Raw genomic sequence first — 24,283 nt, 5'->3', positions numbered from 1 at the left:
GCTTCATGTCGGAAATCAAACGCCGAAGCAAAAAGAGTGTCACCTTCCCTACCGAACGGGCGGTGGAGAAAATGATTTATCTCCAATGCATTCGGTTTAATGAGAACAAACAACAAACGGCTCACGGCTTTGCGAAGAAGAAGGCAGAGCTTCAACAAAAGTTTTGGGAAAAATATGGAACCACGAGCTAAAATGAAAAATTCCTCCCACCTTCCCCTAGGGGAAGGTGGGAGGAATAAAAGAAATAATTCTAGTGTTCATAAAGGGTCCCTGCCATCTTACACAAAATTATTGACGTGACCCAAATTTTGTCAATTAACGGAATATATGTCCGCAAGGGGCGTGCCTGTCTCCGCCTGGAACCTAGCGCTATCCTTTTAAATCAAATTTACAATAAACTGCCAGAGAAAATAGAGACTGTAGCCGAATACGACGCAGCCGCTTGTCCCTATGATCAGCTGCCGCATTTTTTTATTTAGAAAGGATCTTCCGGCATGCAGAAGCAGAGCCAAAAGGACAAACCACGCCAGGGAGCCGGCCAGGACAGCGGCAGAAAATAAAGAAATATTGTTGGAACCAGCCAGCATGGGAGACAATAAGCCGATCCACCATACAATGGTAAACGGATTAAAGGTGGTAATGGCGGTGCCAATTCCAAATGCCTTCCAAAAATACGATTTCTCCGTTTCCGTAGTACTGGCCATCGCTGATACCCCTTCGACATGGCGGATTTCAGTAAAAATCCCCCAGCTTACATATAAGAGGACAAGTCCGCCCATCAGCCATAAGATAGAATGCAGCACGGGATAAGCTTCAATCAATGGCATGAAGCCAAGCAGAACTGCTATAAGAATAATGGCATCCCCAACCACAGCTCCCAAGCCGACAGCAAGGGCAAATAAAAAGCCCCAGCGGGTCCCTTGTTTTATTTCTTCCCCATTACTGGGACAGGTTGGAGAAGCCACAAATCCAAGAACGATTCCGTTCATCACAGTACTCCACATAGATACTCCTCCTCAATTCTACTATTCGAAAATATTCGAAATGAAAGGTAAAAAATTTATTTCTGCCCTTTCGCATGTTGAAAAAAATGAACAAGGTGATCCAACGTTTCAGGCTCCACCCAGCATTCAATATTTTTCCCGCTGCGTTCCATCCGGATCAGTCCGGCCTGACGCAGTTCTTTCAGATGATGGGAGACCGTAGAAGGCGCAATACCAAGCCCCTCTCCCAGTTCGCCGACACTTGTACGCATTTCCTCCTCTGTACTTAATTCTCCGGGAAAGCAATGGTTAGCCAGATATAGAAAAATCTGAAGCCGATGAGGGTTGGATAAAGCCTTAAACATGTCACTGAACGGCACAATATCGTTTATTTCAATTTTATAATTCGACATATGTCGAATTTTACATCATCGACTGTTCAAATGCAAGGCTCGATAAAAAAGTAGAGCATTTGAAAGGCTGGATTTTTAATTTTTATGAAGGAATTATAAAGGTTAAGCAGATAGGTTGACGATGAAAAAGGGAAGGTCTATGATATACGTTGTGACTCATTAATTACTTTTTGTGACTGATTGGTCAAAGCGGGGTGAATTGGTGACGGACAAGAAAGCGGAAATGATGGATATAGCTATTGATTTGTTTTCTGAAAAAGGCTATCATTTTACGTCTATACAACAAATAACGGAGGCGTGTGGTATTTCAAAAGGCGCCTTTTATAAGCATTTCGCTTCCAAGGAAAGTATGATGCTTGCTTTACTGGAAAAGCATCAAAACACTCTCCTGGGAGAAGCGGAATTATATAACACCGGAAAAGACAGGTCCCCGTACGAACAATTGATATCAAAAATACGGCTGGAACTGGAAAAATCAGTGGAGTACCGGTCCTTTTTTAAAATTTTGTTCACAGAGTTTATGTCGACGGAAGACAGTGAAGTGAATAAGAAAATTAAAGAATTTCAGGAAGTTTTGAGAAGCTGGCATAAACGATCGTTAGAAGAAGCTTTCGGGCCAGCGGCTGATCCAATCATTCAAGATTTAACTGCGGTATTGGAAGGGGTGCTGAAGGAATACCTGATGCTGATGATGGGCAGGAATGAACCGCTCCCCCTGGAAAAATTGGCACGCTTTATATTTGAAACGCTTCATGCTTTAGTACAGCGGAGCGGGCAGATTCAGCCGATTCTTCAAACGGATAAAGATGCTTCGGTATCCGCTTTTACCGGCAGGGAAGGGATGAAGGTACAGCTCCAGCTGCTGCTGCCGGAGGTGAACAGCCAATCTTCTGATACGAATAGACAAAAGGACAAACAAACCATTGAAATGGCGTTGGAAGAGCTGCAGCAGGACTTCCCTCGTGAATTTTTAATGGAGGCGCTGCTCGGTTATTTGCAAAGAAGCCCTTATTTATCAGAGAAAATAGAAAATGTGAAAGAGATATGGAAGGAATGGAAAGGAGAGACGTCTCATCTATGAACACCTTAACAAATGATTCATGGCAGCTTCCGCCATTGCAGAAGGGGCTTATGATTGCGGCGTTGATGGCGGGGGCATTCATGGGTATTATCAACGAAACCCTGTTGGCCACAGCACTGCCTACGATAATGGATGTGTTTGCGCTGGATGAGAGTACCGTTCAATGGTTAACGACTGTCTTTCTGTTAACAAACGGTATTATGATTCCCATCTCGGCGTTTTTAATTGAAAGGTTCACGACACGAGGGTTATTTTTAAGTGCCATTGGTTTATTTGGTACAGGGACCCTGATTGCCTCCCTGGCACCGACTTTTTCGGTTCTTGTATTAGCACGTATCGTGCAGGCGGCAGGTTCTGGGATCATGCTGCCGCTTTTGATGACAGTTCTGCTTGCCATCGTACCAGTAGAACGGCGGGGCCTTGCGATGGGGCTGGCAGGGGTGGTTATATCCTTTGCCCCGGCTATCGGTCCCACCCTGTCGGGATGGCTGCTGGAACACTTTGAATGGAGAGCCCTCTTTTACACGGTGCTTCCTATTGTTGCAGTCACGATTACCCTGGCATTTCTATGCATTCGGAATGTAACCAAGCTGACAAAACCTAAAATAGATATACCCTCTATTATTCTATCGTCCTTTGGTTTTGGAGGGATATTGTATGGATTTAGTACCGTAGCGGAAGGAGGATGGAGCGGTCCGGTATTAATAAGCATTATCGGCGGTATCATCATTCTGTTCTTTTTCATACGTCGACAGTTAAAACTACGGGTGCCGATGCTTGAATTCCGGATTTTTCAGTTTCCAATATTTACGATTTCCATTTTAATTACGATGGCAGTTCTTGTTTCCATGATCGGGGCAGAGACACTGCTCCCATTATATATGCAGAACGTTATAGGATTCTCCCCGCTTGAGTCTGGATTAATGCTTCTCCCCGGGGCGATTGTGATTGGGATCATGTCCCCGATTACAGGTCACTTATTCGATAAATTCGGGGCAAAGTGGCTGGCCATCTCCGGTCTCTCAATTGTTACGGTAACGACGTTTTTATTTACGAACATTACGCTGGAAACATCGTTTCTTTATCTGACTACGATTTACGCGATTCGTATGTTCGGCCTGTCCTTTGCGATGATGCCGGTCGTGACATCAGCCTTAAATCAACTGCCGGCCAAGTGGTATTCCCACGGCTCGGCCATGATGAATACGATGCAGCAGATTTCTGCTTCCCTTGGTACTGCCATGCTCGTTACGTTTGTAGGTATCGGGGCGGCCCGGTACAGTGCTGATGCCTCCCTCAACGGTTTGCCGGAGGGAGGAGCAGAAACAGAAACGATGCTTCTTGCCCAATTAAATGGATATCAATGGGCCTTTATGGGAAGCACTATTCTAGCGTTGGTTGCCCTGTTATTATCCTTCTTACTCCGCCCGAGAAAAGAAGAAAAAGCGGCGAATTATCAGGAAGAAGAACAGGCAGCTTCAAGCTGATTATCCCAAGTACCGAGTCACACCATATTAAACATAAAAAACCGGGGCTGCCTGCACAGCCCCGGTTTTTTTAATTCTTCCATGTTTCTAAAATTTGTTCGCCCTGTCTTTCTAAGTCTTTTTCAGCTTCTTCGGATAGGTGACGCTCTTGATGGGTCCGTTCTAGATGCATTAAAAATTTCTCCATAAAGTGACGGGCTTGTTTCATCGCATCTTTGTCATGATGGTGAGCCGCCTGTCGGAGGGAATGGGTAAGCTGGTGTGATAATGGCCCGGTGACCTCCCCGTTTTCTATATATGCTTCGAGAGTATCGTGAAGGCGGTCCAGGGAAGGTGAACGTTTCATGTCAGGAACAGGAACGTCTTCCCAGTCCATGTCCGAAGCGAAATAGAAGCTTGGATAAGAAGGCTGGTTATACCCGGAGTTCTGCCAGGAAATTCCGGATCTGTACTGTGGATCGTGCATGAGTGTGTAGAGCTTGTGATCTGTCACTTCCGTATTCATATACATGCGGATGGCAGAACTGTCTTCAGTCCGGACCAGCATCTCTTCGCGCCAGTCTCCGAATACATCAGCGACCAATCCGGGATTGCCTTTTGTATGATTATTGGTTCTTGTCCCTTCTGCTGTGAGCAGAGTGCCTTCCTTCCAATCGGTAATGACAGGAGTTTCATCTACCGCCCCATCAATAATCTGGGTGGTCAAGTCAGCCGACCATTTAATGTTCATGTTGGTGCCGGGCATGTCATCGCTGATTTTTTCTCCATCTGCGGTCCATAAGCCTTCCGCCCACGTTTCCATACCCTCCTGTTCAGGAACTACATCTCCTATCATGCCGCGGCCTGTGTCTTCTCCGGTATATTCTCCATAAAGGATTTCTCCGGTTTCCGCATCTCGGAGGGAATATCCATAGGGAGCATAAGTACCGCCTTCATGGACGGTGAAAATTTCCTGTCCCTCCCGGTCCGGATCGATATCAGTGACGTGCATGGCATCCCCGTGGCCAAGCCGTGCTTCTGCCCCGGGGTCCGCGCTTTCTTCCGGAAGAGTGTCAAAGGAACCGTAAAGAAGCGAGCCGTCATCATCAATGGTTGCGGACCCGTAAATAATTTCATGAGCCCCGTCCCCATCGACATCCGCGGTGCTGAACGAATGATTCCCCTGCGTTGTGATAGAGCTGAATTCCTCGTTGGTTCCCGGTGTACCGTGCGGACTGTCGTTAAATGGATTGTCCATCGGGGTCCACCCGCTGTCCACATACCAATGCTCCTCCAAATGATTCCCATCCCAGCTGTAGGAAACAAGGGTGGACCTTGTGTAATAGCCGCGGGCAAAAACAGCATATGGCTTTTGTCCATCAAGGTAAGCGGTGCCGGCCAGGAAACGGTCGACCCGGTTGCCGGGTTCGATCCGGCTCATCGCGTAATCCCCCCACATTAAACCGTCATCATGCCGTCCCGGTTTATAATCAATGGTCTCCAGCTCTTCGCCGGTTTCCCCGTTGAATACTGTGAGATATTCGGGACCATTTAGAATAAAACCTTCCAGCTCCCGGAGGGTATTGCGCTCACTGCGTTCCGGAGCGTATTCATCCATAAAGTAATCTGCGAGGCTCTCTGCATCTTCTCTAGAGAGCGGATAATCGTAACGCGGCTCGAGGCCGAAACTTTCTTCCAGGGTTTCCGGCCAGCTGCCATTCACTACTTCTTCATGCTCATGCCAGTCCATAAACATCTCTACGATGTGATTGTAGTAGTCGTCACTGCTCATTCGATAATCATCGGAGTGGCTGTAGCCGGCTTCTTTATCCTCTTCAGGCATTGTAATGTATTCCTCCGAAGTAACTTCCCCATTCTCATCGTACGTTATAACTTTTGTGCCGGGGGCCGTCTTGAACATAAGTTCGGCTTTGCCGCTGTGGTCGAAATCCCTGACAAGAAATTGGGTGTAATGGGCACCGGAGCGGATATTTACACCAAGGTCTATTCGATAGAGTAGTTCCCCCTCATACGTATACGTGTCCAAATAGGTGTTACCGGTATACCCGTTCTGGGACACATCTTTAGAGTTATCGGGGTCCCATTTAACCACGAATTCATACTGCCCATCTCCGGTAACATCCCCTACACTCATATCATTGGCATGGTACGTATACGATTCTCCCGCTGGCGTTACCCCATCTTCTGGCTTTTGCAATGGTAAATCATAGTAATTTTCTTCCCATGGCGAGACTTTATCACTGGCTTCGCCTTCCTTCCCATCTTCAACAGCTCTGACATAATAGTTGGACTCTTCTCCTCCGTTTTCATCCAGGTAATTTGTACTTTCTTCTACTTCTGCAATTTTGTTATGATTCCGGTAAACGTGGAAGGTGGTTCCGGTTAACCCCTTATCGGTATGTCCCGTTACTTCATCGGCCAATAATCTCCAGCTTAGGAAATTTCCTTCCGGCGTTGAAGCAGCAATTAAGCCGCGGTCCAGGTTTTCAAGCTGAACGGGCTGCGTTGGTTCCTGCTTCCGTTCTTCCGCGTTCCCTTCAGAAACCGGAACAATCACAGACAAAATCAACACAAAAGAGAACAGCACACGACCTTTTTTTGACATCGTTCCACCCTTTCTATTATTCTCTGGCTTACTGTAAACGCGCGGCACCTCCTTTTAAGCGCTTACAAGTTGTACGCGCTTATAGATTAATACAGCAGCAGTCAATAGATAAGGGCATAAATGTTAAAAATCTTTTGAAAATCAATGATTGCGTATTATTGGAAACTTCCTACCGTATCGAAAGTATGGTTTTGTCGTCGATTCAGCATAAATTGTATGAGAAAAAGGGCTTAGACGAGATATCAGCATATTGAAGCGCTTTCATTTGTAATAAATATTGCTAATTTTACTAAAAGAACATTGTCGAAATTTGAATATTAGGGAAGGGTTTGCTAATATAAATACCAGTATTACAATGGCGAACCCTTGCCAAAACAGGTTTTTTGCTTGATATATGAAGTGGAAAGAGGGGTAGGCATGATTGTTAGCGGGTTTGTGAATTATATGTTCCGGAATTATGATGAAGTGTTATCCCTAACGTTTGAACATATCCAGCTTGTTGGAACTGCGATTATAATAGCGGTTTTAATCGGTGTTCCGCTTGGAATTTACTTAACGACAAATGAAGCACTGGCTGATACGGTTCTGCAGATAACCTCCATTATTATGACAATTCCAAGTATTGCGTTATTTGGTATTATGATCCCCGTGCTTTCTATCATTAATCAGGGGATCGGTTTTTTGCCCGCGGTGATAGCGTTAATTCTTTATTCGCAGCTTCCAATCGTTCGAAATACGTATGTAGCCATTAAGAATATTGATCCTAATATCAGAGATGCTGCAAAAGGCATTGGAATGACGACATATCAGCGGCTTCTCCGGGTGGAAATTCCAAATGGCCTTCCATTGATAATGGCCGGAGTTCGTACAGCCACCGTATTAAATATAGGCATCGGAGCAATCGCAGCTTTTATTGGTTCCGGCGGCCTTGGTGTTTTAATAGACCAGGGAATCAGCAGGAACAATAATAATTTAGTTTTGGCGGGAGCCGTTTCTGTATCCATTCTTGCTATCATAGCAGACTTTATTTTAAGGGCGATACAAAACAAAATCACTCCTAAAGGTATCCGAAATTGAGGTGAAAAAGAAAGATGATAACGTTTGAGGACGTGACAAAGGAATACGAACAGGGTGTGAAAGCCATCGATGACGTGTCCCTGGAAGTGGAGGATGGAAATATAGTGATCCTCATCGGTCCTTCCGGCTGCGGAAAGACGACACTTCTCCGCATGGTGAATCAGCTGGAAACAATAACCGGAGGAAGCATTTTGATAGACGGTAAAAATGTAGGGGATATGAAAACAATAGAGATGCGCCGAAATATTGGTTATGTCATCCAAAGTAATGGGTTGTTCCCCAATATGACCATTGAAGATAATGTCGTAGTGGTACCTAATTTATTAGGATGGGATAGAAAAAGAAAAACCGATCGTTATAACTACTTGATGGATTTAATTGGATTGAATCCGGATGAATTTAAAAAAAGATATCCTCACGAATTGTCCGGCGGACAGCAGCAGCGTATTGGTGTGGCCCGGGCGCTCGCGGCTGATCCTCCGCTGATGTTAATGGACGAGCCGTTTGGAGCACTGGATCCGATTATTCGAAATAAGCTGCAGGAAGAGTTTCTCCAAATTCAAAAAGAGTTAAAGAAGACGATATTGTTTGTCAGTCATGATATCGATGAAGCCGTGAAGATGGGCGATAAGATAGCATTATTACGAGAAGGACGGGTCATGCAGTATGATAAACCGGCTATCTTGCTGAATAAACCAAAAAACGACTTTGTTTCGGAGTTCGTGGGGCAGGATCGTGTTCTGAAAAGCATGAGCCTGTATGATATTAAAGATCTTGAAAAGGAAGTTGACTTAGCTCCAGTTAAGAGGAATGGAAAAGAAACCAAGACGATTGAGGAAAACACCTCTCTTCGGAATGCCATTTCCATGCTTCTGAATCAAGAGGCAGACAATATTGTAATAACGGATGACAGCGGAAAAGAAAAAGGGAGCGTCACCCTTGAATTAATTGAAAAATTTCTACAGCTTGAGCTCCGTCAAAAATCCAGCTGACGAAAGGAGGTGCCTGCTTTGGGGATAAACAAAGCCATTGCTCTCACCGTGAAGGTTATCAGCTATCTTGCTGTTCTGGTATTTTTTATTTGGGCGTTTGCCAATAATATGTTCTACCGCATAACAGAACAGCCCGATCAATTTTTTGATTTGTTATCCCAGCATTTAACACTTGTCGGTGTATCGGCAGGACTTGCCATCCTTACGTCGGTCCCGCTTGGTATTATTGTAACCCGCAAAAGCCTGCGGAAGTCCGAGTGGCTGGCGGTCAATGTTGCAAATCTGGGCCAGACGATTCCTAGCATCGCGGTGCTGGCCATCGCGATGGGGTTCCTTGGAATTGGACTTCAGGCTGCCATCGTCGCCCTTTATATCTACTCGCTGCTTCCTATCCTGCAGAATACAATTGCCGGTATTGATTCGGTGAATCGGGGGGTTATAGATTCTGCGAGGGGGATGGGATTCACTCCAGCTCAAATTTTATTCAAAATAGAGCTTCCGAACGCTGCGGCATCTATACTTGCCGGAATTCGGACAGCGATTATTATTAACATAGGCACCGCGGCATTGGCGTATTTAATCGGGGGCGGCGGATTTGGTGTATGGATTTTCACCGGGATACAGCTGTTTGATAATACGTATCTGCTTTCCGGTGCTATTCCAGTTACATTGCTGGCCGTCCTTGTGGATTTTCTATTCCGTGCCCTGCAAAGAATACTTGTACCAAAAGGACTTCAGCTGGCCCAGGAGGCAAGCAGACAAAATTAAATAGAAAATAGGGGGAATTTATAAAAATGAAAAAAGTGACTCTGCTCTTATTAACCATTGTTTTATCAGCAGCTATGGCGGCCTGCGGAGGGGGAGGAAAATCGGTAACCGTTGGAGCGAAAAATTTCACGGAACAGTTTCTTCTTTCCCAAATGACCGTCCAGATGCTCGAGGCCAATGACTTTGAAGTAGAAGAAAATAATAACATGGGCAGTACCGCGTTAAGAGAGGCCCTCGTGAATCGACAGGTAGATTTGTCCTGGGACTACACAGGAACAGCGTTAATTACCTACATGGAGGAAGAACCCGCGGCAAGCCCTGAAGAAGCATACGAAAAGGTGCAAGAAATTGACGCAGAAGAAAATGATCTCGTCTGGTCGAATCTTTCGGACATCAACAATACGTATACCGTGGTCATGAGAGAAGAGCAGGCACAGGAACTGGGAATAGCTTCACTTAGTGATTTAGCGGACTATGTGAATGAGAATCCGGGAGAGATCACGATTGCTACAGATGCTGAATTTGGCAATCGTCCTGATGGACTTCCCGGAGTCGAAGAAACCTACGGATTTGAATTTGGTTCCGAGAATAAAGAAGAGATGACCATCGGGCTTACGTACGAAGCCTTAAATAATGATGAAGTGCAGGCTTCTGTAGGGTTTGCCACGGATCCGCAAATTGATGAATATGATTTAATCAGTCTGGAAGACGATCAGCAATTCTTCCCGTCTTACAATGCGGCAGTCTCCATGACGCAGGAAACATATGATGAATACCCGGAAATTGAAGAAATTCTGCAGCCGTTGGCTGAGGAGCTGGACGACGAAACGATGCGTGAATTAAACTATCGGGTGGACATTGAAGAAGAGAATGTAGCAGATGTCGCTCAAGACTTTTTACAGGAAAATGGATTTATTGAATAAAACGAAAGAAGGGCTGTCCTTAAAAAGGCAGCCTTTCTTTCATTTTAGATTTTCCTACCCCTGGATAACCAAAGGCCCCCGGGCCGGCGGCATTGGTGGAGGACACGAAGCAACGGTTTGAAGGATTTAGTCCTCTCAACCTTAGTTTTGCCCCCAATAGGAAAGAAGGAAGAAGTAGTACCGGCTTCCAAATGCTTTTGGCGGTCACCCAAAGCAAAAAAGGAAAGCGTAGTGTCCTCCCTCCCACAATGGCGGCCACTAGAACAAGATAATTCTGCGCTGCTGTCCTCCACTTTCCCCGCATGTCTCCCGCCAACTCGGTACACCGGGTGGCTATTCTGTACGGACTGTTTATTAAACGGAACCAGCGGATCTGTCTGCAGCGTATGTGCTGCAAAGCAGTCAGCTTCTCCGGAACGGGTCTCCTCCCCCTCATTTTTATTAGTAGTCCATAAAAGGTGCTGGACCGATACTAAAAAAACAGACCAGTATAGGTCGTTTGTATGATATACTGCTCCTATATAAGAACGAAGGTCCACGCCATGATACATAGACGTAACATTTTTATTTTTTAATGGGGCGGATATCGGATGAAAAAAATCATCTATTTGTTTTTCCTCATCTTTTTTTGTTTGGGGGGACTGTCTGGCTGCGGCGGCGGGACTGCTGCAGAGCAGGGGAAAGCTGCGGAGGGCGTGCTTCAGCTGCATAATCATGATTTTGAAGAGGAGCAGGTATATACGCTCGACGGAGAATGGGAATTTTACTGGAAGCAGTTTATAGAGCCGTCTTCCTTTCCAGCAGCGTCGTCTTCCTCTGTTTATGTGAACACGCCGGGAAGCTGGGATGAAAAAATAGCCGTCGGGAAACCTCTGCCCAATGAGGGCTACGCAACGTACCATCTGCAGCTGCTCCTTCCCGAAACAATAAAAGAAAGCGTAGCGGGATTGTACATTCCAGAGGTGGCAACGGCTTATACGTTATGGGCAGATGAAAAAATCATAGCCGAAAATGGCAGCCCGGGAACCGCCAGGGAAGTAATGGAACCCGATCATCATCCCCGGATGGTCTATTTTGAACCGGAAGAGGAGGCCGTTGATCTTGTCCTTCATGTATCGGAATATTACCAAAGGAAATCAGGTTGGTGGGACTCCTTTTATATAGGAAGTGCCGACGGAATTCAGAAGATGAGAGATAAAAATGTAGCCGCCGAGGTATTTCTTGTTGTCAGCCTGCTCGTGATGGCACTCTATCACATCGGGATATTTCTGCTTCGTCCAAAAGAGCGCTCCCCGCTTTATTTCAGCGGAATTTGTCTTGCGGTGGCTATGCGTACCCTGTTTTTGGGAGAAGTATTGATTCAGCGTTTCTTCCCGGCTGTCCCTTGGGAACTGGGGCTGAAAATAGAATACTGGAGCGCCTGCGCAGCGATTACTTTTTTTCTTTTATTCATCCACGCCCAATATAAAGAGGATTCGGACAGACGGATCAGAAATGGGTTTTTATTTCTATTTGCCATGATTTTTCTCTTTATTTTGGTAACACCGGCCAGAGTTTACACCGAAGGGATGCTTGTACTGCAGGGCAGTTCTGTATTGGCCATCAGCTATCTTATTTATGTGCTTATTACTGCCATGCGGAACCAGCGAAGAGGCGCCCGCGCTCATGTAGCCGCAATGACAATTCTGCTCGCTTTTGTGGTTAATGATGTGCTTCATTATAATCATGTGGTAAATACAGGCGAAACGGTCTCGATAGGCATGTTTTTTTATTTATTCGCCCAATCGTTTATTTTATCTAATGTATTTACCAAAGCTCTGAATGATTCCGAGCAATTGTCTGAACGGCTTGAAAAGGTGAACCAGACATTAGAGGAAAAAGTAAAAAAACGAACGAAGAAATTATCCGAGGCGAATAAAGACCTGGAACAATCGTATAAAGCCAGACGGGAGCTAATGTCCAACATTTCCCATGAACTGAACACCCCGTTGACTTCTATTCAAGGATATATGAAGGGGATGCTGGATGGAGTCGTTGATCGGAATCAGCCTAAGTATTTTCAGCTTGTCTATGACAAAACACTTTTTTTAAAGCAGATTATCGACGATCTGAGAGAGTTGGCGAAATTAGAATCGGACGGAATACAATATCATTTTACGGAAAAAGATATACGTGAATTCACCCATGAATTATATTTGGTGTATAAAGAGGAAATAGAACGGAAGCATATTACATTTAGATTTGAGGATCGTCTTCCGGTTTCTGATGCTGGATATGCCGTTTCTATTGATCCCATTCGTATCGAACAGGTGGTATCCAACCTCTTGTTTAATGCAAAAAAATTTACAGAAGCAGGAGGAAACATTACGCTGGTCGTGGAAGAAAAGGACGACAGCGGCAAGTCCTGGATTTCCATTGCTGTGCAAGACGATGGAGCAGGTATTAAGGAAGAAGAACTTCCCAATGTGTTTGAACGTTTTTTTAAAGGGAATGCAGTAAAGGAAAAGGCAGAGGAAGGAGTGGGACTCGGACTGGCCATATCCACTGAAATAGTCCGTGCCCACGAGGGAAAGATGAGAGTGAATAGTACAGAAGGCGAAGGCAGTACCTTTTATTTCCTCCTTCCCAGGACCGATTCCCTGCCTTAATAAACAAATATGATCCTGTTCTGCATGCATTTGGTTTTGCGGCTGTCCTATGGTAAAGTTTTGAAAGAGAGTTCGAACGGGAGGATTGCCAATGGCGGACAAGCGATCAGAAGAAATGGAACAAGTACGGCGTCAATTTATCGAAAAAATTGCAGATAATATGCATTCTTTTGGGGTTTCCACAACGGTAGGAAGAGTGCTTGGCATTATATATATGAATGGAGAGCCAATGACACTTGATCAACTTTCAGAACATACCGGCATGAGCAAAACCCGGATGAGCCAGGTGGTCCGGGATATGATGGATCTAAATATAGCGGAGCGGGTTTTCCAGGCCGGCGTACGGAAAGACTTGTACCAGGTGGAACAGGACTACTATCAGACCTTTATTTCGCTTTTCACCTCTAACTGGAGAAAGGCGATTCACAAAAGCCGCCACTTTGAGCAGACACTGAAATCCAGATTGGAAAAGCTCCGGGTCAATGAAGAAGTAGATGAACAAACGGAAGTAGAATTAAATGCCCTGCTTGAAGAGATTTATGAATGGATCGATTATTATGACTGGATTCAACGTTTAATTGAGTTTTTTGAAAGCGGCGAAATTTTTGAGCATGTTCCAAAACATCCAAACAAAAAATAAAAGAAGCGTGAGTCTTTTTATTAGGACTCACGCTTCTTTTATGGTGATGAAACGGTGTTGAGTGCATCGTGCAGAAAATAACACCTCTTATCCCAGTTTATCTCTTAAATACGCTAAATTTTCTGAAAAATAGTTGTATTTTCTGCCTGATTACTGTTATCATGATTTTTATATGAACGTGTTCATAAAATTATCAAGTTAATGGAGGGAAAGTATGAGTATTCCAACAGAGAATATCAACACGCGTCTGAAGGCCTTTCGAAAACGGATGGAAGAAAAACAAATAGAGGCTGTGGTACTGTGGGATCCGGATAATCAATACTATTTGAGCGGATTTAAGGCGATATCGTATTCCCGGCCGATTGTTTACTGGATTTATCCAGAAACCACCGCCTATATCATCCCGGAGCTTGAAGATCTGCACGCAGAGGAAAACGCCCATACTACGCATTTTCATGTATACCATGAAAGATACAACAGGGGCACGAATGATACTTCTTTCTTAACGCCATTTATGCGTCTGCTCCGGGAACTGCCGGCTGGCACAAAAGTAGGGGTGGAATGTGAGATCCTGCCGGCCTATGTCTATCAAAATATACGTAAACAAGGGTACGAAGCGGTCGATATCGGCAGAGATCTGATAGAACTCCGCAGCATAAAAGAGGAAGAAGAGATAAAGTGGCTGGAGGAAGCAGGACGGTTATCTGATGTTGCTCTTGAAGCGTCCTTTCAGCATTTGAGCCTTGGAATGAGCGAGCTGGAATTTGATTCATACGGGGATCAGGCTTTACTGAAGGCTGCCTCCGAAGCATATCCGGAAGTAGTCGTGGGGTACGAGAATTGGACATGCTCCGGGGTGAGGCGCAGCGCCATGCCGCATCTTTATTCCAGCACCCGCACTTTTGAGAGCGGAGATCCGGTGGTACACAGCCGCCAGGTCTGGATTAACGGGTACCGTGCAGAAAATGAACGAACGTTTTTATTTAAAGGGAAAGCAACCGAAGAACAGAAGACATTGTTAAAACTTGCGATTGACGCCCAAAAGGCGGGAATGGAGGCTGTCAAACCCGGGGTAAGGGCATGTGACGTGGACCTCGCCGCATATCAGGTAATCAAGGAAGCAGGTTACGAAGAATATATCGACCATCGGATCGGCCACGGCCTGGGGCTGTCAGAACATGAAGAACCGTATCTGCGGTTTGATAATGAACTGGTACTCGAAGAAGGGATGGTATATACGATAGAACCCGGAATTTATGTGCCGGGTGTCGGAGGCTTCCGCCATTCCGATACAGTTATTGTTACAGCCGATGGTTCCAGAAGTATTACCCACTATCCACGTTCGTATGAAGACATGCTGATAGAAGAATAAGGAGGTATTATGAAACATAGTAAAATGGATCATTCTATTTTTTGGCCGGCTATGATACTTACGATAGCGATAACTATAACGTTAGTTATTTTTCAAAGCAGCGCAGAACCGGTGCTGACTGGAATCTTAACAGATTTAACATTTCGTCTGGACTGGGCTTTTGAGTTTTTAACGATGGGATTGTTTATCCTTTTGTTATGGCTCGTCTTCGGCAGGTTTGCCAGGGTGAAGATGGGTGATCCAGAGGATAAACCGGAATTTTCAAGGTTCAGCTGGGGAGGCATGCTCTTTTGTGCCAGCATGGGGACCAGTATTATGTTCTGGTCAATCGTAGAACCGCTCTATTACTATACCGGACCTCCCTTTGGCATCGAGGGAGAAAGCGCAGAAGCAGCCGAATGGGCAGTGGCCTATGGGTTGTTCCACTGGGGCATATCAGCGTGGGCGTTATATGCCCTGCCTGCTGTAGTGATTGCTTATTCATTTTTCGTGAGAAAGGATCCCTCGTTAAAAATCAGCGCAGCATGCCGGGGAATTCTTGGGAAATATGCGGACGGCTGGCACGGGAAAGTGATTGATATCCTTGTCATCTGGAGCATGATAGGGGGATTGTCTACTTCTCTTGGTCTGGGCGTTCCGATGGTGGCCAATGTCAGTGCAGAACTGCTCGGAATCGAACCTACGCTTCCGCTTAGTATTGTCATTATTGTTATTTGGACCATAATTTTCAGCTCCAGTGCCTATTTAGGGTTGTATAAAGGGATCCGTAAACTCAGTGATTGGAATATTTATATCGCCCTTGTTCTTGCAGTATTTGTGCTGATCACGGGGCCGACGTTATTTATTTTAACTTATTTTACAGACAGTCTTGGTTTAATGCTAAATAATTTCATGCGGATGAGCTTATATACAGATCCTATTAATGAAGGCGGCTTTCCGCAGGCGTGGACTGTATTTTACTGGGCCTGGTTTGCGGCAACGGCTCCATTTATAGGCCTGTTTGTCGCCCGGATATCAAAAGGCCGGACCATCCGTGAAATGGTGACGAATATACTGCTGTGGGGGTCCCTGGGAAGCTTTTTATATTTTGCCGTCTTCGGCGGGTATGCGATTGATTTTGAGCTCTCCAATAGTGGTGCTCTGACTTCGGTGCTCGCAGAAAGTGAACCACAGGTCATTGTCGAAGTGTTAAAGTCTCTTCCGCTGTCAACGGTTGTGATGATCTTTTTCACGGTGCTGGGCTTTGTCTTTTTGGCGACTTCTCTTGACTCTGCTACCTATATTATTGCAGGGATTGCCACGACGGACCTGCAAAAAGGGGAAGAACCAGCACGCTGGCAACGTCTATTGTGGGGAGTTGTACTCTCAGCTCTCGCTATTTCTCTTACTATAGTAGGAGGTCTCAACGTAGTACAGACTTCTTCTGTCCTCGTGTCTGTCCCTGTATTAATCATGTACATTCTTCTAGCTGTTTCTTTAATTAAATGGCTGAGGGAAAGGGAGGAGCCTGTAAAAGAGTAATTCTTTTCGATATAATGGAAGGAACAGGGAGGACAGAAAGTAGGGAAGCCGATGTCCAATACAAGAAAAGAAATTCAACGCAGCCGCATGTGGCACTATTTTATTGACGCAACCGCTGCATTAATAGAAGAAGAAGGCATGGAACAGGTAACGATACGCAAAGTAGCAGAACGGGCAGGTTTTACCAGTTCCACCGCCTACAATTACTTTGGGGAACTATCCCATTTGATATTTTTTGCTTCAATAAGATTTACACAGGGATATGTTCAGGAACTTCCTTCCTATATGAAAAAGGGGAACAATACCGTGGAAACGTGGCTTCACGCCTGGCGCTGTTTTGCGAAACACTCCTTTCAAAATCCTCATACCTTCGCCGCTGTGTTTATTAATAACCTGGGAGCGGTACCGAGTGAACTGCTGCAGGAGTATTACGAGCAGTTCAGCAGTGAATTGGTCGGAGTTCCTGAAGAAATTGTACCGTTTATTATGGAGCATAACCTGGAAAAAAGAAGCAATCTCTATTTGCAGGGAGCGGTCGAAGAAGGGCTGCTGTCCTCCGAAAATGTAAACATGATCGCCGATGTGACACTAATGATCTGGCGGGGGATGATGACCACCTTATTAAACAACCGCAGGCATGTGACACCAGAAGAGGCAGAAGAACGAACGATGTCTTATGTCGTTCATGTAACGACCCAGGCCATGGAAGCGGGAAAAATGCAGCAATAATGGGGGCACACGACCGCGGAGCTAAGGCACAGCGGGGGAGTCGTGAGAAGCTGGATTCAAAATGCCGTGTGCCAGAAGCGGACTTTTATTCCGTTATTTTGTCGATTTTGCCCATTTGGAAGGGGCAAACGGACATTTGGTACGTTATTTCTCCATTTCCGTGTAAAAAAAGCCGTTCAGCCCCCGATTAGCGGAACAAATGTCCGAAAAAACGGCCGGGGGCCTCTGATTTTCGCATTTAGCGGAACAGATGTCCGCAGGCTGCTCCTCCTATAAAATCCGGTTTTATCATAGCGAGATGATTTCTGCCTGCAGTGCAGCTGGCAAGCTGACTTTTTGGAATGTCCGCGGGCAGCGTTCAGGCTTTTCCATTGACATCCCCGCCTGAATCCTATACCTTTGCCGGTAACATCAGGAGAAGGGAATCTATAACCATGAAACTTCATACAGGTTGGGATGCCACCTTATTAGCTGCGTTTTCTATTATTCTATTTCTATTTTGGCAGAAAGAACAGGAAGAGCAAATAGAAAAAATGGCGGAAAGGACAAGCCTGCACCCCGAGGTAGAGGAAATGAAACAAGAATTTATAGAGCAGACGAAAGAACAGGGGATTCATGTTGTCATTACGGCAGGCTATCGTTCCGTGGAACGCCAGAATGATCTTTATGCCCAGGGACGAAGCGAAGCCGGGAACATCGTAACCCATGTCAAAGGCGGCGAATCCTATCATAATTACGGACTGGCGGTTGATTTTGCCATAAAAAAAGACAATGGCGAAATAACGTGGAATACTGAGTATGACGGCAACGACAATGGAACCCCGGACTGGCAGGAAGCAGCAGATATTGCCAAAGCGATTGGATTTGAATGGGGAGGTGACTGGGAAAGGTTCCAGGATTATTCTCATTTGCAGTGGGATCCGGGAGTCCCCATCGCAGAACTTCAACGGAACACTTCTCCGTAACTGGTTTACGTTCTCTCCATAACGGGAAAAGGAACAGGTATTATTTTACAAAGGAGGGCGCCTTTTGAAAACACGCAGACTTGGTCAAAATGAACTGGAAGTTTCCTTGCTGGGATTAGGCTGTATGGGAATGTCTGCTTTTTACAGCGGTCAGGATGACGAAGAATCCAGAAAAACCATTCATCATGCGCTGGATTTAGGTATTAATTTTCTGGATACCGCTGACATGTACGGGCCGAGAACAAATGAAAAACTGGTGGGAGAAGCAATAAAAGAGCGGCGCCATGAGGTGGTCCTTGCTACCAAGTTTGGTAATCAGTTTGATGAAAGCGGCTCGTTTGTCGGGATCAACGGCCGTCCGGAGTATGTGAAAGAGGCGTGTGAAGCCAGTCTGAAACGACTCGGCGTAGACCATATCGACTTATATTATCAGCACCGGGTTGATCCGGATGTTCCGATTGAGGAAACGGTAGGAGCAATGTCTGACCTGGTCCAAGAAGGAAAGGTTCGATACTTAGGCTTATCCGAAGCAGGAGTGGAAACGATCCGCAAAGCCAATCATACGCATCCCATCACGGCACTGCAGACGGAATATTCCCTTTGGAGCAGAGATGTTGAGGATGAAATTCTCCCTGTCTGCCGGGAGCTGGGCATAGAATTTGTGGCCTACAGTCCCCTGGGACGTGGATTTTTGACAGGGCAGATTAAGCGGTTCAGCGATTTGGCTGAGGATGATTACCGCCGGTTCTCTCCCCGCTTTCAGGGGGAAAACTTTCAAAAAAATCTCGATTTGGTCCGCCATATAGAAAACCTGGCAGAGGAAAAAGGCTGCAAACCTTCTCAGCTGGCTCTGGCCTGGCTGCTCGAGCAGGGTGTTATCCCCATCCCAGGCACAAAACGACGCCGCTATTTAGAAGAAAATGCCGGCGCTCTGGAGGTTTCATTGACAGATACAGATCTGAAGGCGATAGAAGACATTGCACCGCACGGCGTGGCAGCCGGCTCCCGCTATCCGGAAAATCAAATGTCTAAATTAAATATATAATAAAAAAAGCCTCTTCCACAGGATTTCCCTGGAAGAGGCTTTTTTTCACGTTTCTCTTAAAAGAAACCAAATCCTCCTTTGTCATCGCCGCCGTAACCCCAGGATGCTCCGACGATAACAATCAAAATAAACAATACGACAATTAACGCAAAACTGCCGCCTCCATATCCCATATATATCGCTCCTTTCGTGAAGTTCAGCCTATGCTGACTATACATCTATATGCAGTACTGTTAAAAAAGGAAGGGCATCTGTTGCGTAAAAAGCAGATAATTTGTATATGTCCCTGCTTTTCCTTTATCCTTATCATGTTACAACGAAAGTTGGAAAGAAGGATGTTCATGGCACAAAAACTGGCTATTCTATCTATCTCTTTAATTACAGTCATGGCAGGTGCCGCGATCTCCCCGGCCCTTGGAGAGATTACAGGTGCGTTTCCAGACGCCGGACAGACGCTTGTAAAACTGGTAAATACCCTGCATGCCATTTTTATTATTCCGTTTACTTTCATATCCAGCTGGCTGACCAGGAGATTTTCGAAAAAGGCCATCCTGATTCCGGGTCTGATACTATATATGATTGGCGGTATAGGAGGCGGACTGGCTTCTAATATATGGATGCTTCTGTGTACGAGAGCTGTTTTAGGCATTTCTGTGGGACTTATTATGCCTATTTCCACCAGCTTGGTTTCTGATTTTTACGAAGGCCGGGAGCGGACCTCTATGATGGGGAAAGTGAGTGCTTCCAATCAACTCGGCGGGATGATTTCGATGGTCCTGGCGGGGGCATTGGCCGCATTAAGCTGGCGTTTTACTTTTTTCGTTTACGCGTTAGCTGTGCTTGTTTTCGTTTTGGTAGTATTATTTCTGCCCCGCCGCACTCCCGCCGGGGCGGAGCAATCAGGAACAACCGGGGGGCTGGATAAACGTATTATCGGGCTGGCTGCCGCTATGTTTTCTGTGTTTGTGCTTTTCTATTCAATTCCGACCAATATGGCCATTTATTTACAGGAAAATGACATCGCCGGTGCTTCCCTTTCCGGCCTCATTATTGCTGTTATGACGCTGGGCGGTTTGGCCGGAGGGCTGTTATTAGCAAAAGTCAAGCATCTTTTGCAGTCATTCACGGTGCCAGTTCAGGTTACGTTGATGGGAGCGGGTTTTTCGTTAATTGGTTTTACCAGCCACGCTATTCCCATTGCTGTCGGCGTTTTTATCATGGGACTGGGAGCTGGTACGCTGATTCCCTCCATCTATAACGGAGTAGCGGCAGTATCTTCTGGACTCCAGGTGATGACAGCCATGGCTGTCGTTCAAAGCTTCATGTATCTCGGCCAGTTCATGTCCCCGCTTGTGATGGATACAGTGAGCACGTTGGTTGGCCATCCGACGAATCGATTTATTTACAGCATGTCTGCTGTTATTACCTTAGGTACCGGTATTATTCTGCTGGCGGTGAAAACAGCAAGGGCCTATCGATTCGCGGGGGGTTGACCGACCCTGCGGGTTCATGCAGGAAGAAATGTCTTACAATGGTTCCTATAAAGGGGACCATTTTTAATACATTTTTGAGGTTTTTGTAAGATTAGTTCTTAAAATAGTAAGAAAAATCAGGAAGAAACCGTTAAAATAAGAAGTAGAGGCGAAAGATTCTTTCATTTCAGGCAAAAAGAGGTGAGGCTGCATGTTGAAAACAGGAGTTTGTTCGGTCACATTTCGACAGGAGTCTATAGCGACTATTATTAACCTGGCAGTTCAGGCAGAACTGGACGGTATTGAATGGGCCGGGGATGTTCATGTTCCGCCGGGCAATCCTGCCCAAGCGGCGGCCACTGCTAAAAAAACAGAAGCGTCCGGATTGGAGGTGTCGTCTTATGGGTCTTATTACCGGACAGGAGCAGCCAGCCACGATTACTCCTTTGAAACTATTCTGGAAACAGCACTGGCTTTAAACGCTCCTTCCATTCGTGTATGGGCGGGGGAAAAAGAATCCCGCCACGCGGATGCTTCCTACCGGCAACGGGTCGTTGATGATGCAGTTCGGATCGCTTCCCTGGCACAGGAAAAGGGAGTAGAGGTACATTTTGAATACCACGGCGGTACTCTCACGGACACAAGAGAAAGCGCGAGAAAATTAATGGAAGAAACGAGCCATCCCAATCTAAAACTATACTGGCAGCCGGCGGTAGGACAGGACCTTGAAAACAGACTGGCTGATATAAAAGAAATCAAGCCATGGCTTAAGCATGTCCATGTATTCTTTTGGATAGTGACAGAGCGCTGGCCCCTCCTTGCTGGGGAAAAGGACTGGAAGCATTACTTATCTCTCCTTTCAGACACAGAGGAGAAGCGGTACTTCATGCTTGAATTTGTCCAAAATGATGATAAAAATCAATTTTTAGAAGATGCGGCAGCCCTGCGTACATGGCTGGAGGAAATGAAGTATCATGAATTATAAAACAGAAGAGTATTTTCAAACACTTCATAAGAAAACGCTTTCCTATTGTCCAGGAAAGAAAATGGACAAAACCACATTATTGGAACTGCTTGGAGATTTTCAGAACAAGGAAGACGTCTCCCCGCCCTATGTTATAGAGTCGGAAGACGTTTCAGGTTACCGGCGGGAACGATATGTTTTCCATACGACACAGGGATTATCAGCACCGGTGTATGTTCTTACTCCTAAAAATGGGAGAAAAAAACACGCTGTTGTTCTTGCCCTTCACGGACATGGGTATGGAAGCAGGGAAATTGTGGGATTAACGGAGGACGGTCAGGAAGACACCGGAAATGACGGCATTCATCAACAATTTGCAAAACGGCTGGTAGAACAAGGATTCAAAGTATTTGCACCGGAGATGATCGGTATTGGGGACAGAAGATTGGATGAAGACAAAAAATTTAACCGCCCCCATTCCTGTTATAGGATGGCCGTTTGTCTGCTTGCAGCAGGTAAAACACTAGCCGGTCTACGTGTTTTTGAAGCCAGACAATGGCTCGACAAAATGGCTTCCTTCTCAGATGTGGAAAACCGTCGTATGGGCATCATGGGATTTTCCGGAGGCGGAATGACCGCGGCTTACACTGCGGCCTTGGATGAACGAATAAAAGCCGTTGTCTTATCAGGTTTTACCAACACATATCAAGCCAGTATTTTAGCGGAGGAGCATTGCCTGGACAATGTTGTGCCCGGCATGCCGGCTGCGGCTGAACTTCCGGAATATATAGGTCTTATCGCGCCGCGCCCTTTGTTCATCGAATCAGGACGCCATGATCCGATATTTCCCATGAAAGGGGCCGCGGAAGCGGTAGAGTATCTCCGCGGTATCTACAGGCAGTTCCATGCGGAGAGTGAAATCGTCTGGGATTTATTCGAAGGAGAGCATGAAGTGAATGGGAAGGAGGCGTACAAATGGTTGAGGAAAAAACTTCAGGCGGCCGGAGAATAAAAGAATGGAGCCATCTATACGAAAAAATGGAAAAAAGAGCGGCAGGACAGAGTGTCGAAGCCGGTCTTGGAAGGAAGAGGAGACAAGGGTTCATGAAATTGTGTGGAAAAGGGGGATGGAAGTGTGAATAGAGGAGGAATCATGGGTGGGTTAAATACCTTAATGGAATGGATCACCCGTCTCGCCTACGTCAACCTATTGTGGGTGTTGTTAACCATAGCCGGGCTGGTAGTATTTGGGCTTTTTCCGGCCACTGCTGCCATGTTTGCTGTCGTACGGAAGTGGACAATGAAAGAACTGGATATCCCTGTTTTTCAAACATTCTGGCGGGAATTTCGGGCCGAATTTTTAAAGTCTAACGGGATGGGTCTGATCTTAGCAGCGATGGCTTATGTTTTTTATGTTGATTTTCAATTTTTCTCCAGCCTGGATGGAGTGGTATCGATGCTGCTCCTGTCTGCGTCCGGCAGCCTCTTTCTCGTTTACCTGATAACGTCATTATTTGTATTTCCGGTTCTTGCTCATTATAAATTACGGCTTCTCCAATATTTCAAACAGGCCTTTTTAATTGGAATCTCTTCTCCTGTAGGAGTTATCTCTATTATCGCAGCCGCTGTCATCATTTATTTTCTGACCATCCAGTTTCCGGCGCTGCTTTTGTTTTTTTCGGGCAGCAGTTTAGCGTACATAACGATGGGGTTTGCCATGAGAACGATACGAATGATGGAAGAAAAAAAGAATCTGAACATGGATAGGGTGGAAGAATGATAGGGCCGTCCGCCATTTCTACATGGTTCTATGTTTTTTAAAAGAGACAAAAGGAAAAGGGTGTAGAGAAAGAACTATGAGGCCCCGGATTCTTTTTGTAGGAGCAGGACCGACAGGATTAGTGCTTGCATTGTGTCTGGCCCAATATAACATTCCATTCCGTATCATTGATAAAGAATCAGGGCCAGGTTCTTCCTCACGAGCTATTGCTGTTCAGGCTAGATCGTTAGAGTACTGCCGGCAGCTTGGAATAGCGGAGGACGTAATAAAAAACGGGATGAAAGTGAATACTGGTCATATTCGGCAGCACAACCGAAGGAATGCTGTGTTTCCGTTGGGCGATTTGGGAGAAGGGATTGGTACTCTTCTTCGTAAAACGGTTCCGTCGGTTCTGCCATTATTCCTTCAGCAGCACGGCAGACGGCAGACCATATTTAACACCATTTCTCAGGTGAAAGTGAGTTATGAAAGCAGCAGAATGAGTGAAGGAAAGGCCGGCAAAGTACGAAGCGGTCAGCGTCTCCCATGGGTGGCCGGGGAAACGGAAGATAACCACGCTCCATTGGCTTCCATGGATTGGCAGGTTCATGTATATGGAAAGGCGGCGCCGGCTGTCATAAAATTTCTCCCGTTCCCAGTTCATGAATTTACCTGGAGCAGAGCAGCGTATAAAAAGGGGTTAAAAGAAAATGTATTATACCTTATTCGTCCGGACGGTCATATTGCATGTACGGCGAAGGCGGAACATCCCGAGATCCTGACAAACTATATAGAGAAATGGAAGCTTCAATTAATTCAGGGAGAACAATGAGAAAAAG

22 protein-coding genes and 1 pseudogene are annotated in these 24,283 nt (G+C 45.8%); 19 read left to right on the top strand and 4 right to left on the bottom strand.

The window, feature by feature from the left end:
* Positions 1 to 191 (top strand): annotated as a pseudogene (locus tag G475_RS27585) (IS256 family transposase); the annotation flags it as partial.
* Positions 192 to 377: 186 nt separating this feature from the next.
* On the opposite strand, the gene G475_RS0118775 reads toward G475_RS27585, so the two are convergent.
* Together G475_RS0118775 and G475_RS26490 are read right to left on the bottom strand one after the other, a co-directional pair.
* Positions 378 to 1,004: a LysE family transporter gene (locus G475_RS0118775; protein ID WP_026702588.1), complete on the bottom strand. Its 627-nt coding sequence runs from the start codon at positions 1,002 to 1,004 to the stop codon at positions 378 to 380.
* A gap of 56 nt (positions 1,005 to 1,060) precedes the next feature.
* Entirely contained in the window at positions 1,061 to 1,396 is a 336-nt protein-coding gene (locus G475_RS26490) for an ArsR/SmtB family transcription factor (RefSeq protein ID WP_051302705.1), read from the bottom strand.
* Positions 1,397 to 1,598: 202 nt separating this feature from the next.
* On the opposite strand from G475_RS26490, the gene G475_RS0118765 reads away from it, so the two are divergent.
* Together G475_RS0118765 and G475_RS0118760 are read left to right on the top strand one after the other, a co-directional pair.
* Positions 1,599 to 2,477: a TetR/AcrR family transcriptional regulator gene (locus G475_RS0118765; RefSeq protein WP_026702587.1), complete on the top strand. Its 879-nt coding sequence runs from the start codon at positions 1,599 to 1,601 to the stop codon at positions 2,475 to 2,477.
* Positions 2,474 to 3,964: an MDR family MFS transporter gene (locus G475_RS0118760; RefSeq protein ID WP_035711916.1), complete on the top strand. Its 1,491-nt coding sequence runs from the start codon at positions 2,474 to 2,476 to the stop codon at positions 3,962 to 3,964. The genes G475_RS0118765 and G475_RS0118760 overlap by 4 nt, the downstream gene beginning before the upstream one ends.
* 70 nt (positions 3,965 to 4,034) lie before the next feature.
* On the opposite strand, the gene G475_RS0118755 is transcribed toward G475_RS0118760, so the two are convergent.
* A complete protein-coding gene (locus G475_RS0118755) occupies positions 4,035 to 6,569 on the bottom strand; it encodes a rhamnogalacturonan lyase (protein ID WP_026702585.1) in 2,535 nt (844 codons plus the stop codon).
* 444 nt (positions 6,570 to 7,013) lie between these two features.
* On the opposite strand from G475_RS0118755, the gene G475_RS0118750 reads away from it, so the two are divergent.
* From G475_RS0118750 to G475_RS0118695, 11 genes are all read left to right on the top strand, one after another.
* Positions 7,014 to 7,646, top strand: a complete 633-nt coding sequence (locus tag G475_RS0118750; RefSeq protein WP_035711929.1) for an ABC transporter permease — start codon at positions 7,014 to 7,016, stop codon at positions 7,644 to 7,646.
* Positions 7,647 to 7,660: 14 nt separating this feature from the next.
* Complete coding sequence (locus tag G475_RS0118745) at positions 7,661 to 8,638, top strand: ABC transporter ATP-binding protein (RefSeq protein ID WP_026702583.1); 978 nt, start codon at positions 7,661 to 7,663, stop codon at positions 8,636 to 8,638.
* 18 nt (positions 8,639 to 8,656) lie between these two features.
* Positions 8,657 to 9,406 (top strand): ABC transporter permease, encoded by a 750-nt coding sequence (locus G475_RS0118740; protein WP_233275816.1) that lies wholly within the window; start codon positions 8,657 to 8,659, stop codon positions 9,404 to 9,406.
* Positions 9,407 to 9,432: 26 nt separating this feature from the next.
* The gene (locus G475_RS0118735; protein WP_026702581.1) at positions 9,433 to 10,329 is read left to right on the top strand and encodes an ABC transporter substrate-binding protein; all 897 of its coding nucleotides are present in this window, start codon (positions 9,433 to 9,435) and stop codon (positions 10,327 to 10,329) included.
* A 590-nt stretch (positions 10,330 to 10,919) separates the two neighbouring features.
* Entirely contained in the window at positions 10,920 to 12,977 is a 2,058-nt protein-coding gene (locus G475_RS0118725) for a sensor histidine kinase (RefSeq protein ID WP_026702580.1), read from the top strand.
* 91 nt (positions 12,978 to 13,068) lie between these two features.
* Positions 13,069 to 13,617 (top strand): GbsR/MarR family transcriptional regulator, encoded by a 549-nt coding sequence (locus G475_RS0118720; RefSeq protein WP_035711914.1) that lies wholly within the window; start codon positions 13,069 to 13,071, stop codon positions 13,615 to 13,617.
* Between the two features lie 214 nt (positions 13,618 to 13,831).
* A complete protein-coding gene (locus G475_RS0118715; protein ID WP_035711911.1) occupies positions 13,832 to 14,989 on the top strand; it encodes a M24 family metallopeptidase in 1,158 nt (385 codons plus the stop codon).
* Between the two features lie 9 nt (positions 14,990 to 14,998).
* Positions 14,999 to 16,510: a BCCT family transporter gene (locus G475_RS0118710; RefSeq protein WP_026702577.1), complete on the top strand. Its 1,512-nt coding sequence runs from the start codon at positions 14,999 to 15,001 to the stop codon at positions 16,508 to 16,510.
* Between the two features lie 51 nt (positions 16,511 to 16,561).
* The gene (locus G475_RS0118705; RefSeq protein ID WP_026702576.1) at positions 16,562 to 17,239 is read left to right on the top strand and encodes a TetR/AcrR family transcriptional regulator; all 678 of its coding nucleotides are present in this window, start codon (positions 16,562 to 16,564) and stop codon (positions 17,237 to 17,239) included.
* A 434-nt stretch (positions 17,240 to 17,673) separates the two neighbouring features.
* Complete coding sequence (locus G475_RS0118700) at positions 17,674 to 18,204, top strand: M15 family metallopeptidase (protein WP_026702575.1); 531 nt, start codon at positions 17,674 to 17,676, stop codon at positions 18,202 to 18,204.
* Positions 18,205 to 18,268: 64 nt separating this feature from the next.
* Positions 18,269 to 19,249, top strand: coding sequence for an aldo/keto reductase (locus tag G475_RS0118695; protein WP_026702574.1), 981 nt, complete (start codon positions 18,269 to 18,271; stop codon positions 19,247 to 19,249).
* A 56-nt stretch (positions 19,250 to 19,305) separates the two neighbouring features.
* Here the strand turns inward: G475_RS0118695 and G475_RS26925 are convergent, their stop codons facing one another.
* Positions 19,306 to 19,422: a YjcZ family sporulation protein gene (locus G475_RS26925; protein ID WP_084414200.1), complete on the bottom strand. Its 117-nt coding sequence runs from the start codon at positions 19,420 to 19,422 to the stop codon at positions 19,306 to 19,308.
* A 168-nt stretch (positions 19,423 to 19,590) separates the two neighbouring features.
* Between G475_RS26925 and G475_RS25665 the strand changes: the two genes are divergently transcribed.
* The 5 genes from G475_RS25665 (at position 19,591) to G475_RS0118655 (ending at position 24,276) form a co-directional block, all read left to right on the top strand.
* The gene (locus G475_RS25665) at positions 19,591 to 20,742 is read left to right on the top strand and encodes an MFS transporter (protein WP_051302701.1); all 1,152 of its coding nucleotides are present in this window, start codon (positions 19,591 to 19,593) and stop codon (positions 20,740 to 20,742) included.
* A 190-nt stretch (positions 20,743 to 20,932) separates the two neighbouring features.
* The gene (locus G475_RS0118675; RefSeq protein WP_026702573.1) at positions 20,933 to 21,706 is read left to right on the top strand and encodes a sugar phosphate isomerase/epimerase family protein; all 774 of its coding nucleotides are present in this window, start codon (positions 20,933 to 20,935) and stop codon (positions 21,704 to 21,706) included.
* A complete protein-coding gene (locus G475_RS0118670; protein ID WP_026702572.1) occupies positions 21,696 to 22,697 on the top strand; it encodes an alpha/beta hydrolase in 1,002 nt (333 codons plus the stop codon). Before G475_RS0118675 ends, G475_RS0118670 begins: the two co-directional genes overlap by 11 nt.
* A 123-nt stretch (positions 22,698 to 22,820) precedes the next feature.
* Positions 22,821 to 23,465 (top strand): YesL family protein, encoded by a 645-nt coding sequence (locus G475_RS0118660; protein WP_211233937.1) that lies wholly within the window; start codon positions 22,821 to 22,823, stop codon positions 23,463 to 23,465.
* Between the two features lie 76 nt (positions 23,466 to 23,541).
* On the top strand, positions 23,542 to 24,276 hold the full coding sequence (locus tag G475_RS0118655; protein ID WP_026702570.1) for an FAD-dependent oxidoreductase: 735 nt from the start codon (positions 23,542 to 23,544) through the stop codon (positions 24,274 to 24,276).
* The last annotated feature ends 7 nt before the right edge of the window (positions 24,277 to 24,283 follow it).

This window comes from Salibacterium aidingense DSM 18341 (assembly GCF_000429685.1).
Lineage (GTDB): Bacteria > Bacillota > Bacilli > Bacillales > Marinococcaceae > Salibacterium > Salibacterium aidingense.
This window is presented reverse-complemented; position numbering and strand designations above follow the sequence as displayed.